Annotated in this window: 9 protein-coding genes; 7 read left to right on the top strand and 2 right to left on the bottom strand. The window is 30.5% G+C overall.

The genetic code is table 11. From position 1 onward, the window contains the following. The first annotated feature begins 227 nt into the window (after positions 1–227). The 5 genes from MKX31_RS10475 to MKX31_RS10455 all read left to right on the top strand — a co-directional run bounded on the left by MKX31_RS10475 (position 228) and on the right by MKX31_RS10455 (position 7,849). Positions 228–551 (top strand): hypothetical protein, encoded by a 324-nt coding sequence (locus MKX31_RS10475; protein WP_064475277.1) that lies wholly within the window; start codon positions 228–230, stop codon positions 549–551. A gap of 1,689 nt (positions 552–2,240) precedes the next feature. Further along, positions 2,241–3,284: a Fic family protein gene (locus MKX31_RS10470; RefSeq protein WP_098103462.1), complete on the top strand. Its 1,044-nt coding sequence runs from the start codon at positions 2,241–2,243 to the stop codon at positions 3,282–3,284. A gap of 842 nt (positions 3,285–4,126) precedes the next feature. Further along, positions 4,127–5,635, top strand: coding sequence for a spore germination protein (locus tag MKX31_RS10465; protein ID WP_064475275.1), 1,509 nt, complete (start codon positions 4,127–4,129; stop codon positions 5,633–5,635). Next, the gene (locus MKX31_RS10460; protein WP_088046569.1) at positions 5,622–6,725 is read left to right on the top strand and encodes a GerAB/ArcD/ProY family transporter; all 1,104 of its coding nucleotides are present in this window, start codon (positions 5,622–5,624) and stop codon (positions 6,723–6,725) included. The genes MKX31_RS10465 and MKX31_RS10460 overlap by 14 nt, the downstream gene beginning before the upstream one ends. Beyond that, positions 6,722–7,849: a Ger(x)C family spore germination protein gene (locus MKX31_RS10455; protein WP_064475273.1), complete on the top strand. Its 1,128-nt coding sequence runs from the start codon at positions 6,722–6,724 to the stop codon at positions 7,847–7,849. Before MKX31_RS10460 ends, MKX31_RS10455 begins: the two co-directional genes overlap by 4 nt. A 483-nt stretch (positions 7,850–8,332) precedes the next feature. On the opposite strand, the gene MKX31_RS10450 is transcribed toward MKX31_RS10455, so the two are convergent. Continuing rightward, positions 8,333–9,769 (bottom strand): MBL fold metallo-hydrolase, encoded by a 1,437-nt coding sequence (locus tag MKX31_RS10450; protein ID WP_340980745.1) that lies wholly within the window; start codon positions 9,767–9,769, stop codon positions 8,333–8,335. Positions 9,770–9,835: 66 nt separating this feature from the next. Next, complete coding sequence (locus tag MKX31_RS10445) at positions 9,836–11,035, bottom strand: NAD(P)/FAD-dependent oxidoreductase (RefSeq protein WP_088046567.1); 1,200 nt, start codon at positions 11,033–11,035, stop codon at positions 9,836–9,838. 1,398 nt (positions 11,036–12,433) lie between these two features. Between MKX31_RS10445 and MKX31_RS10440 the strand changes: the two genes are divergently transcribed. Continuing rightward, a complete protein-coding gene (locus tag MKX31_RS10440) occupies positions 12,434–12,667 on the top strand; it encodes a hypothetical protein (protein ID WP_064475270.1) in 234 nt (77 codons plus the stop codon). Between the two features lie 216 nt (positions 12,668–12,883). After that, positions 12,884–13,129 carry a hypothetical protein gene (locus MKX31_RS10435; protein ID WP_000477970.1) on the top strand — a complete coding sequence of 82 codons (246 nt, stop codon included), beginning with the start codon at positions 12,884–12,886 and terminating at the stop codon, positions 13,127–13,129. Positions 13,130–13,159 lie beyond the last annotated feature (30 nt).

Below are 13,159 nucleotides of genomic sequence, written 5' to 3'. Positions count from 1 at the left end.
TGAAACTGTTGAAACTTTACTTCATAATAACTCTGTAGGAAACTTATAAACAACTAAAAAAGGACACACCTATAGCATATGTATGCGTAGGTGTGTCCTTTTCTCAGATAAATTTTAGAGTATTAACTTCTTTTTATTCTATCGTATAAGATAACTATTTAAATTTAAAAATATTTAGTATAGAATAGGAACATTCGCTATATTTATGTATGAAAGGATTTTTGGAAATGGACTTGTTGCAAATCAAGAAAATGGAAAATTTAATTTGGACTATTGAACATAGTAGTGACCTCTCAAAAAGGTTTTACATAATAAAATTTTTTGATAGAGAAAATACAATTAAGCCAATTGAAACGTTAGAATTTGGCAATAGAAATATCGATAAATTTGAATGGGTGTTTATTAATATATTTCCAAGGATAGTAACAACTTATGTCCCTTCCACTGGAAGGAAGCCTGATGAATCATTAATAGATACAACTAGAGAAAACAGTAAAGAATCACTTATTTTACAAGGAATACGAACCTACACCCAGTTTTGGTCATGTTAACCCCCACCCTTCTATAGCAGCAAATATAATTTTGCATAAAATGTGGTTTTTAAGTTAAGGTGAATTCTATATATAAATTCTTCTAAGAGTTTCATTCACATTGTATTGTTTGTTATTTGAAGAACAATGAGTTTTTTATAATATACGATATATCAATTTTTAAAATGTATGCTTATACTTATTTTTTTAGACATTTTATTCTCTTAAGAGCATCCACGCAAATACATGCTCTTAAGAAAATAAAAGTAGTACGCATGAGATTGAATGAATATTAAATAAAACACTTTGGATCTGGAACTTACCTTACACTTTGTTTTATATACATAAAAGAAGAGTAGAATATCCTTTTTTATTTTTAGATTTTCCTACTAACACTTCAAACAATCTAACAGGACGTTAAGTAGTGAATAGTTCAATTTAAGGGGATTGTTTTAGTCTCTACTAATTTAGTAGAGACTTCAGTTCCACATTTAACCTTTCTAAATTCTAGATGATTAAATCCTTGATTAGCGCCTCATCGGTTGAATCAAAAAGGTATGCACTTTAATACACCTAGTCCAACAAACGTAAATATTACTCCTACCAAATCAAACAAAAAAATTTGAGTAGCCCCCTATTTATTGCACTAATTATAACTAGATCTAGCCCTTTCCTTTTCTTTAAATTCCTACTTTAACTAGACCATACGGACGTTAAGTGATATGAAAGGTTCTTTATAATGGGGGAATTTTTCACCTTTTCTAAATAACTTATTATATTATTTTTATCTAATAAGGCACAGAAACAAATTAAAAACCTTTAGTGCTCCTGAGAAAACCTCTTGAGGAAAAACGTTTTTAGGGTGAAACGTTTTTCAGGGTACTTTTATACTGACTCTTTTCCTTAAAATGTTTCTGTACCTAATATTTAAATTAACTTATGTCAAAATATTTCGCAATACAAGTACTAAATGCTACATGGATATATAGAAAATGACACTTTTTATGAGCATAACCCATCAAATACTTATATTAAATATAGAAAAGTTACCTTGCTATTATTAAATTTGTTAAATTAAATAATGAAAATGGAGAATACTAACTTTATAATTGTCACAATTTAATCTATATATCTACTCTTTTATTACTCGTAAAAATCATTTGATAATTCCTTCAATATTAATTTATGAAATGCAGAGACCATCTAAAGCAACAATTTTCTTACATTAGATTGTTTTTCTATCTAATTTATTTTGTCGAAAAAAGTCGATATTTTCATATTTTTTTCATTTAATTATTGTACATTTACACATTTAATGTTAGGATTATGCCTATTCAAATTAGATCCTATTGATTCCTCTTTAAGATTTCTTTATTTTATTTGTGAAAATTAGTTACTTTCTAGTAACTTCCCAGCAATCATACAGCAAACTACACTAATAATAATTCTAAAATTATATTTTCATCTCGTAAATTCATAAAAAGGAATTTACGTCAAACTATATTTTCTATCTGTGTATATTCATTCTTTATTCAAACATGATTAATCATAAGTTCTAACTCGTTAATCAAATTTAAATAACAATTTTGATTCTAAAATAAGTTCAAAATCAAAATAAATATATTGTTATTTCAAAATAATGTTGTAAACTATCTTTAGAATGGAAAGATTTATGTAACAGCATGTTAAGGGGTTACAGGGGGAATAAAAATGAGAAATTTTTTCGATGACAAGTATAAAAATATTGAATTAAAAAGGAGACTATTAAATATAATCAGTGAAATTAGTGAATTAAAAGGAAAATTAGCTGCTTATCAGGAACAAAATCCTGATATATTTACTAGCTTAGAAAAAACCATACCACTTCATTACATAAAAAACTTTACTACTACCTATGAAGATATAAAAGTCCCAAATAAAAGATTAAAAGAACTTATTTTAGATGATATAGTACCTCAAAATATTTCGGAAGATGCTATCTTTTGTTTTTATCAAACACTTACTTTTGTACATAAGAATTCCTGTGATTTATTAATCAATCCAGAGACTATACAGGAATTACATTTTCAATTAATACATTACCTTACCTCTGACAGTGCCAAATGGCGCGAAAAACCGTTTACTATTCCAGGTATTCCTGAAAACGGAATGCACTTAAATAGTTACCGCATTCTTCCACATGAGCTTATTCCACAAGTAATGGAACAATTATGTGATCAATATAACTCATTAAATTCTAGTAAGGGCCATCATTCACTTTTATTAATAGCTCGTTTTATATTTAATTTTTATTGCATAGTTCCTTTTAATCAGGGTAACGGCAGATTGGCACTTATGTTAATGCAATTGCTATTAATTAAGAGTGGAAATACATTTGTAAAATATGTATGTCTGGATAAATACATTAAGAAAAATGAATCTAAATATTACAATTCGATTTATAAATCTTCGGTAAATTGGTACTGCGAGGAACATAATAGTAGCTTTTGGTTAAAAACGTTTTTAACTATTATATTAGAGGCGTACAAAGATCTTCATAATACAGTTCTAGATTCTATATGTAAGCATACTAAAGTGGAGAGAATTCAGGATTTTATACTTAAACAAAAACAACCCTTTACTAAGGAGTGTATTCGTAACACATATCCAGACATAGCAGAGAGTACAATCAGTAAGGCTTTAAATTCCTTGCAATTGTTTGGCCATATTAAGCTAGTGACAAAAGGAAGAAATGCTAGTTGGATTAAAGTTTAACTATGCTTGTAAAACACTTACAGTTCAAAAAAGAAAATTATAACTTTATCATTTAAATTCATGCCTTTGGACTCTTATTCATTGAATTTCACTTTAATATATTAAGCTATTATTACTAATTTAGTTATTTCTAATTCCTACAAAACGTTTTATAGGAATATTTGTCGAAAAAAGTCGTATTTTAATATTTTTTCTTTATTTTCTGGTTGTAAACGTTTCATTTTCGTGTTACCATCTTAATCAAACAATAGATGGTAATAAAAATGAAAATATTTCTTTCCCTTAGAAACATATAAACGTACGGTCATATCAAGAAAATAAGGCCAAAGGAATATTTGATACCTATCCAAATTACCAATAGGAATTTTGCCGCATTAACTTTCTGTTATTTCAGAATAAAACTTCACATTTTGTCCCTAAACAAAATTTGTTAGCGTGCAAAATTCAAATACACTAAAACACCCAAATAAATGAAATGTCCTTTTTTATTGAGCATTGAGGTATGAAAAATAATTCTTCCTACAAAATTCAGCTGAGTAACATAAAGACATCTAAATTACTACCTTTATCGCCATCTATTGTTGACAACATATTTACCAACTATTAAAAAGAACCTATCAAGGGTTCTTTTTTATTATAATCATTCAAATTTCACTTCTATCTTGATACTTAGATTTCTACACAAATTACATCTACTTTTTTACTCTCAATTATTGAATTTATAATATAGTACTTCAATTTTAGTTATTCTTGATCTCAATCCGTTTAAATTAGTGAATAAAATTCAAACATATAAAAATAATAACTACAACTAATCGTTATATATTAAAGAGGTGTCAATTTTGTCCTTAAATGAAAAGACCCTAGAAACAAAGACAGATAAAACCATTGAAAAAATCCAAACAAGTAACTTAAAAGAACTTAAAAATACATTAGATAACATCTTTAATATTAGTGCAGATTTAATCGAACATCCTTTGCAATTAAAAACAAACACGAATATTTTACTATATTATTTTGAAGGCCTTACAGATGGTGTTGCATTAAAAGGAAATGTTGTTACACCATTATTACAAGAAGTGAATGAGGACAGCCAAATATTTAATTCTAATATTATTGCTACTCATACCAAAATAGTACATACGTGGAATGAAATTAAAGAAGGATTACTTGAGGGACAATGTGTACTGTTTATGGAAGGAGAAAAGAGGTCCCTTCTAATAAATACAAAAGGTTGGGCAGAGAGAGCGATTCAAGAACCAATTTCAGAAGTTACTATTAAAGGCTCACATGATGGGTTTATTGAGAATGCCACAAAAAACATAGGCTTAATTCGTCGATATATTCCTTCTACTGAATTGAAAATTAAAAAATTGACAATTGGAGAACGCGCCACTTCTTTAGTCTATTTAATTTACTTAGGGGATGTAGCAAACGAAGATGTGGTCCAAGAAATAGAAACTAGAATCTGTAAAATTAAAACGGATGCGATATTGAGCATTGGAGAACTATCTAATTTTACAAAGGATCAAAATTGGACTCCTTTTCCACAGGCTTATTTAAGTGAACGCCCTGATGCCATTTCTAATCATATACTTGATGGAAAAGTAGCAGTGTTAATTGATAGGTCTCCTGGTGCGATGATTGTCCCAATGAATTTAATTGGATTTTTTCAGACTCCAGATGATTATAATATACATTGGCTCATTGCATCATTCTTTCGCTTATTACGATTTGCAGGATTTATTATAGCTATTTTTTTACCCGCAATTTATATTGCTATAGTCTCTTTTCATTTTGAAATCATTCCTTTAGATCTATACACTTCTATTGCAACGTCAAGAGTTAAAGTCCCTTTCTCTCCTTTATTGGAAGCTTTTATAATGGAAATCACACTAGAAATGCTACGTGAAGCTGGTATTCGCTTACCACAACCAATTGGACAAACAATTGGAATTGTTGGAGGGATTGTAATTGGGCAGGCGGCTGTTCAAGCTGGTCTTGTGAGTAACGTTATGGTTATTATCGTATCTATTACCGCCATTGCATCATTTATTGTTTCTAATTATGATTTATCAAGTTGTATTCGGCTTATTCGTTTTCCAATGATGTTATTGGCCTATTTTTATGGGATTGTAGGTATTGTTAGTGGATTAATGCTCTTATTTGCTCATTTTGTTTCATTAACTTCCTATGGTTCACCATACGGATTGCCAATAGCACCATTTCGTCTCCAAGAGTTAAAAGATTCTTTTGTAAGATTTCCTATTTCTATGATCACCACCCGCTCGAGTACAGGACAGCCGAAACAAAAAAAGAAAAAAGAAGGTGGTTCGCATGGGGAATCTTAAATTTCAAAACATAACTTTATTTGAATTTATTGTTTTCATCCATTCACTGCAACTTGCATCAGGTATGTTAATTATGCCAAGCCCACTTGCCACTACCGCTGGCACAGATGGCTGGATTTCTATCATTCTGGGATGGATGGTTACTTCTATAATTGGCGTATTTATTGTATTAATGTTACAAAAAAGTCCTAGCAAAAGTTTCTCACAGATTTTAAAAGCATACTTTGGTAAATGGCTAGGAACAATTTTTCTTCTTTTATATGCCTTTTATCTATTTTTTGCTGGTTTTAATACTTTATTAAAGGCAACTGACATTATAAAAGTGTGGATATTCCCTTCCACTCCTGCTTATCAAATCGCCATATTATTACTATTGCCTTTTATTATTTTATCATTGAGTGGGATAAGGGCTCTTACTAGTTATTCTATGCTTGTTTTCTTCTTCACTGCTTGGATGCCACTATTTCTTCTGTTTTCATTAAAGAGTAACTACAATCCTTTACACCTACTACCTATTTTTAAAGATGGCATATCCCCTATTGTAAAGGCAACAAAAGAAACAATTACCCCTTATGCCGGCTTAGAAATTGCATATTTTATTTATCCGTTCTTACAAAAAAAACAAAAAGCCCTAAAAGGAATACTAATAGCGAATACTGGAACCATGTTTTTCTATCTATATGTGACTATTCTTTCTTATATATACTTTAGTCCGGAGGGGATAAAAGACGTAATTTGGCCAGTATTTCATTTGTTAAAAGGGGTTCGTTTTTCATTCATAGAACGATTAGAAATTATATATATCGCTTACTATTTGATTGTATTTTCTACTACAATATATCCGTATTTATTTTTCAGTTTTGAATCTGTAACCATTTTATTTCAAAAAAATGCTCGCAATTGGGTGCTCGTTAGTTTTATGTTTTTAATAGTCGGCTTATTTATTTTTCTAAATCCCGACGTAGATCAATATTTGTTTATATATTCTCTTATGGATATCTTAAATATCATTTTCTTTATTCTATTACCAATCTTTTTTTTCGCATACAGCATACTTTTCACTTGGTTAACTAGGAGGAAACAACTTTGATTCGAAAATGGATATGGATTGTAACTTGTTGTGTATGTTTAATCGGTTGTAGTCAAAGAATCCCTCTTGAACAGGTTTCATTAATCCTGTTAATCGCCTTAGATAGAACTTCTAATGGAGACATAAAAGTGGGCACAAGCATACCACTCTTTCATCATAAACAGCAAAGAAGTACTATAGAGCAATGGGCGCAGGCATCCACTGTATATAATGGATTCAGTAAAATAGATACGAAGTTAACGGGCTATATGACAGCCTCAAAAGCTGAAATCATTTTAATTGGGAAAAAATTGGCCCAAGAAGCAAATTGGATGCAGGAGCTTGATTCTTCTTACCGTGATCCTTACGCCACCATTAATGCTAAAGTAGTACTTGTTGATGGACCTGTAGAAGAAATTTTCACAATTAATAAGCCCGATAAACCATCACTACCATCTTACATAAGTAGTGTAATCGAATCCTCCATTCAAAATAATCAATCCGTTTCTTCCACGATTCAACAATTAATGAGAGAAAAAAATGAAGAAGGAATGACACAAACTGTTCCAATTATCAAAAAAACAATGAATGAAATCGACACAGTAGGAATTGCACTTTTAGATCGACAAGGTAAATATTTAAGCCGTATCCCTAAAAAAAATGTTAAGTTCTTCAATCTTTTAAATAAGCCCAAAAATAAAGGCCGGATGATACTACACCTTGTGCTTCCACCTAAAAAATCCAGCCAAAAACCAAACACTTCTATATTAATACAGAATGCGACTAGGAAAATAGAGGTTAATTTTCAAAAAGGAAAGTTTGTATTTAATTTCGATATAAACGCTAATGTAGCTGTAATAGAAAAAACTAATGCACATTTAATTAAGGAGCATTATGATAATAAAAAAAACATACATAATTTAGAAAATGAGGTTCAAAAAGAAATTAATAAGAAATTACAAAATATGTTGTATGAATTACAAAAAAATAAAATTGATCCTATCGGATTATCGTTATATGCTAGAGCTTTTCAATATAACGAGTGGAAAAAACTAAAAGGTGATTGGTTGCAAGCGTTAGCAGAGGCTAAAATAACTGTAAAAACACACGTCAAAATAAAAGATACTGGGACCATTAGAAATTAGATTAGCCGATTCTTTTATTTGACAGCATTTCTCAGTCGAATTTCCCTTCCTCAATAATTATTATGAAAAAGACGCTAATTCAAAGAAAAATCTTTCGGTTAAATGCTAACCAATAGATTTTTCTTTTTTATCTAACCAGTTCTTTTAAAAGGGCAACAATTTAACTACGGTAATCAAGAACAAGATTCTAATTTAAGGGATTTAAGAACTTATAACTCTATTGCAGTAAACATGCCAGATACCATTTCTATAGCAACTCCATGATTTAACATCAAAGCCGAAATTCCTAAGTTAAGGGGTTTCGGCTTTTTGAGTTCGTTCGAATACCTTATTTATTTACTTTGATAGAATAGATACACATTAGCATATTTGTGCTTAATTTTATCGTTTAATGCGGCTTTAATAAATCATTTTTAGTTTATATATCCCATACTGATAGCAATTGAATTTTATTATTTATCCCCTTGACTCTTTTGATATATTTCAAATTTCTTGATTACATGTTGTATAGGGGAGCCCTTCTTTTTTCCACGCAAGAAATCCCCCCTTTAAATTAACTACTTTCTTTATATCAGCTTTTTGTAAAATGCTAGCTGCTATAGCGGAACGTAACCCCGTTCGACATTGTAAAACTATTGGACAATTTTTCGGTACATCATCTAGCCGTTCAAGTAAATTACCTAAAGTAATATGTATTGCATCATGAAGATGTCCTTCATCCCACTCTTTTTTACTACGCACATCGATAACTTTTACACTTCCATCTTTTATTAACGGATATAATTCATTTGATGTTTTTTCCTTATAAATCTCTAAACTATGGAATCTTTGAATTACCTTTGAAGGTGCAAAAGCAATAATATTATCTAAGCCAATGGACTCAAAGTCTCTAATAACTTCCTCCACTTTAACATTTTCCGCATCTAAAATTATTAAAGTTTCTTTTTTATAATCTAATATCCCCCCACACCAAGTTGTGAAAGAATTGTTATACGGTATGTTAATTGACTTCTCGATGTGGCCAGCAGCAAAACTCTCTACATCCCTTATATCAACTATTTGCTGAACACCCCTCATCACTTCTTGAAGTTCTTCTATTATATAAATAGCAGTAATCTCTCTCTTCTTACGAGTTGGTGGACCATACTTATTTAAATACTTCATTAATGGAAAATACTTTGGAGGCTCTGGCTGTCCCGTTAATACATTCGATATAAAATTATCTTCATCATTACTCTGAAACGCCCAATTAAACATCTTTTCATAACCTAATGTGGAAGTTGGAATTGCTCCTAATGCTTTTCCACATGCACTTCCTGCACCATGTGATGGCCATATTTGCAAATAATCGGGGAGTATTTTTATTTTTTGTATAGAATCAAATAATTGTTTCGCTCCTATTTTTGCGGTATCTTTCATACCTACAGCAGTTTCTAATAAATCAGGTCTACCTATATCTCCTACAAATATAAAATCACCTGTGAATATTCCTATCGGTTTATCATTCGTATAATTATTTTGAGTTGTATCGGTTACTAAAAAGGAAATACTTTCAGGCGTATGCCCTGGGGTATGAATGACATTGAATTTTATATGACCAACCTTAAACTCTGTTCCCTCTCTAACCAAATTGTATCGGCCCTCGTTAAGATTTTGATATTTCCAATCACCATCTCCTTCATCTGATACATATAAATTTGCATTAAAAAGAAGGGAAAGTTCTCTAGACCCAGATAGAAAATCTGCATGAATATGAGTCTCAGCCGCAGCAATTACTTCCAATCCCTCTTTCTTAGCAAATTCTACATATTGTTCTATATAGCGGCTGGGATCAATAACAATTGCTACGCCTTCCTTCTGACAACCGACTAAATAGGAAGCATGAGCTAATTTTTCATCATAAAAATATTTTAAAAGCATAGCTATTCCCTCCAAATGCTTATTTCAAATTACTTCTCGGTTGTTACAACAACTCTCTATCTTTCCTTATAGAATCCCTTTCAACATTAAATTCCAATACATATAGGGCAACATATACCTTTTAAGTAAAAACATACTATACCGTTCTTTCGCTTGATTAAACGGAAACGTTTCTTGAGGCTCATGTTCATAGTTAAATTCAGCGAGTATAAGACTTTTATATCCTGTAACAATCGGACAGGATGTATACCCATCATAATTAGCCTGCAAGTCTCTTCCATTAAGTACATCCAAAATATTTTGTTTTAAAACAGGTATTTGTTTTCGAATTGCCGCTCCAGTTTTAGATGTAGGTAAATTGGTACAATCTCCAAGTCCAAAAATATTCTTATATTGTACATGCTGCAATGTATAAGGACTTATATTAACCCAGCCTTGATGATCACTTATCTCACTCTCTTTAATAAAATTAGGTGGCCCCATTGGTGGAACAACATGTATCATACTATATGGTACTGTTTCTCGTTTCAGTGTTTGCGTATCTTCAAAAATTGCTTCTCTCTTTTCAGCGATAATTTCTACTAAGTTTTTATTATAGTTCGTTATAATTTGCTTTCTTTCTAGTACTTTTTCTAATGTTTCAGCATAACGCGGTACCTGAAATATGTTAGCGTTCGCAGAATAAAACATTACTTTACTTCTATTTTTCAAACCGCTATTACAAAAATACTCTTCTGCTAAATACATAATTTTTTGTGGGGCGCCACCACATTTAATAGGAGTATTGGGGTGGGTAAAAATCGCATTTCCTCCTTTAAATTTTTCGATTTCTTTCCAAGTAGAATCAACATATTTATAAGAATAATTGCTACAAACCCCATTAGTCCCAATAGACTCCTTTAAGCCTTTAATACCATCCCAATTTATTTGTATACCGGCTGCTACAATAAGAATCTCATATTCAAGTAGCATTCCATCATCTAAAAGTATCTTATTTTGATCTGGAAACAACTTAATAACACTTTTAGGAATCCACGTTGCTCCTTTTGGAATAAGTGATTCTTGATCACGCATCGTACATTCCTTTGAAACAATTCCTCCCCCAACTAAACTCCATAATGGTTGGAAGTAATGTTTTTTAGATGAATCAATAATAGCTATACTTTCTTTCAATAGGGGTACATTTCGTAACAAATGTGCAGTAGAAGATAGTCCTGCAGTCCCAGCGCCAATCACAATAATTTTATAATTATCTCTGGTCTTCATTATCCTCTTCCTATCTGAATTTAATTTTTAAGTTAACTAATTATTAGCCTTATTTCATCGTAGTAACAATATTATAAGATAAAAATACTATTATTTTGTCTTATTAAAAAGAATATTCCGTTAACGTTATCCGTCGACATTACTATATGCTTAAATCCCTTATGTTACTTCTTTAATTTGTTTCAAACTCTACAAACTTTACATTTCTCAATATTAGCCTGTATTCTATCTCACTTTAATGACATTACACTTCTATAGATAATGAAATGCAAGTTTCTTTGGTATGGTTTGTCCATCCTCCTTTTCAGGAGATAGACAAAAACAATCTTATTCCAATAGCTATATTACCTATTCTTTTTTGAATCTTTATTATAAATATCTATACATGCATTTGAGAACGTCTTTGTTGTTTTTCCAGTCCCTCAATAATGTGAGCAGTCGGTATATATAATAATTGAGCTGCTGTGTAAACACTTATTATAAAATTACATTATTTACCTACGGTAAGAAAAAAGATGAATATAAGCTTTTTATGCATTATATATTAATGTAGTACTGTAGCCTAGTTTGACCTAGCTTTAACTGAATCCCTTTGTTGTAGATATTTGATTTTATTATTAATAATTACGGTACATGAAATTGTTAAATTGTAATAAAAAAAAGCTCCTCGGATAGGAGCCCATTATATTACAAAACAATTAAGAACTCCCTCTATTAAAAACTCTGCTTAAGCTTTGGGGTGAAAATTGGCAATAACTCATCTAACCCCTATTTGTTACGATAAATAATTGGTTGAAAACCATTCTCCTTCTGCTTATTATTTCAAGCTCTTTAGAGCTTCACTTTCACTATTAAACTCAATTTTTGAGAAAGGGTACTTCTATCGGAGAAAATAATAGAATCTTTTAACTCTGCATGGGAAAATGCATATATTAGTTGGATTGGCATCTATATTCAGCTTGCAAATTAGTCCTTGTGAGCTGTCACCTTTTTATGGAGCACATATGTATTTTGGTTCTTTTTATTTAATTTTATTTACACACTTAAAAGAAACTAGCATATGATATTATATACTAATCCAAAAACCATATAGTCTACTTTCTAAGAGCACTGATTTGTGTTCTTTTTTAGATAACGCTTTTGTTCAATTTTTTGCCACATTTTTAAAACATTTATTTCCCCTTAACAAGCCCTTTTAAAAATAGTTACATATAAACCTTCTAACCATATTGTATTTTTAAGCCTTTGGATTGGTTTAATAGTTATCAAATTGATTATGAAGGGATAAAGCCCAGAGGTGACTTCTATTAGTCCAAACACTTCACATTACTATCACATACACTATAAAATGTTTGGAATTTAATACATTATTAATACTTAGAGTTAGGAGGGTTTAATATGGCAGCATGTGAAGGTTTAGCTTGTGTTATATTCTCTGTATGGCCAGTGGGAACAGTTGTTACAGTTACTACTAGATCGGGTCAAATTATTGGGCCTGCTACTTTTTCGCAATTCATTCCGAATACTTGTGCGGTGGTTTTAGTTGAAGAAGATGTGATTACCCCCTCTTCTACCAATACTATATTTATAAGTTGTGAAGATATTGAAAGTGTTACTTTAGCCACTCCTTAAGATGATTCAGATGGTTCGAGCTTAATCCATATTTAAGACATTCTAATGAATGTCTTTTTTCATGAAAAATCTAATCAACTTACCCCAAAATATACCATTATATTGTTTCAATAAATTGCTTTAATTTCAATTTTTTCTCTTCTAAAGGTTACTTGTCTACACATCGTTCTACAAACTTTCATATGATATAGTATATTGTTTAAAGGAGGGATAAATTTGTTCTTATGCAATTTATTTGGTTGTTCAGGTGGAGTATGTAGTATTTTTAAAAATTTACAACCAGGCGAAGTCGTTACTGTTACTGGTAAATCTGGAAATATTATTGGACCTGCTATTTTTACAAATTTCAATCCTAATACTTGTATCGTCACATTAGAAGAGGAAAATTCAGTTACTCCTCCTACTACAAGTATTACTAAGATCAGTTGTAAAGAAATAGAAAGTGTTACGTTTATCTCATAATATATTTTAAACCTAAAGCAGGGATTGAAA

The organism is Bacillus sp. FSL M8-0063, assembly GCF_038005545.1.
In the GTDB taxonomy this organism is placed as follows: Bacteria; Bacillota; Bacilli; order Bacillales; family Bacillaceae_G; genus Bacillus_A; species Bacillus_A wiedmannii.
This window is presented reverse-complemented; position numbering and strand designations above follow the sequence as displayed.

What these genes read in the sequence shown, in the direction of transcription:
- MKX31_RS10440 (WP_064475270.1), top strand. Translation starts at nt 12,434, where the DNA reads ATGGCAGCATGTGAAGGTTTAGCTTGTGTTATATTCTCTGTATGGCCA.
- MKX31_RS10460 (WP_088046569.1), top strand. Translation starts at nt 5,622, where the DNA reads ATGGGGAATCTTAAATTTCAAAACATAACTTTATTTGAATTTATTGTT.
- MKX31_RS10475 (WP_064475277.1), top strand. Translation starts at nt 228, where the DNA reads ATGGACTTGTTGCAAATCAAGAAAATGGAAAATTTAATTTGGACTATT.
- MKX31_RS10450 (WP_340980745.1), bottom strand. Translation starts at nt 9,769, where the DNA reads ATGCTTTTAAAATATTTTTATGATGAAAAATTAGCTCATGCTTCCTAT.
- MKX31_RS10470 (WP_098103462.1), top strand. Translation starts at nt 2,241, where the DNA reads ATGAGAAATTTTTTCGATGACAAGTATAAAAATATTGAATTAAAAAGG.
- MKX31_RS10445 (WP_088046567.1), bottom strand. Translation starts at nt 11,035, where the DNA reads ATGAAGACCAGAGATAATTATAAAATTATTGTGATTGGCGCTGGGACT.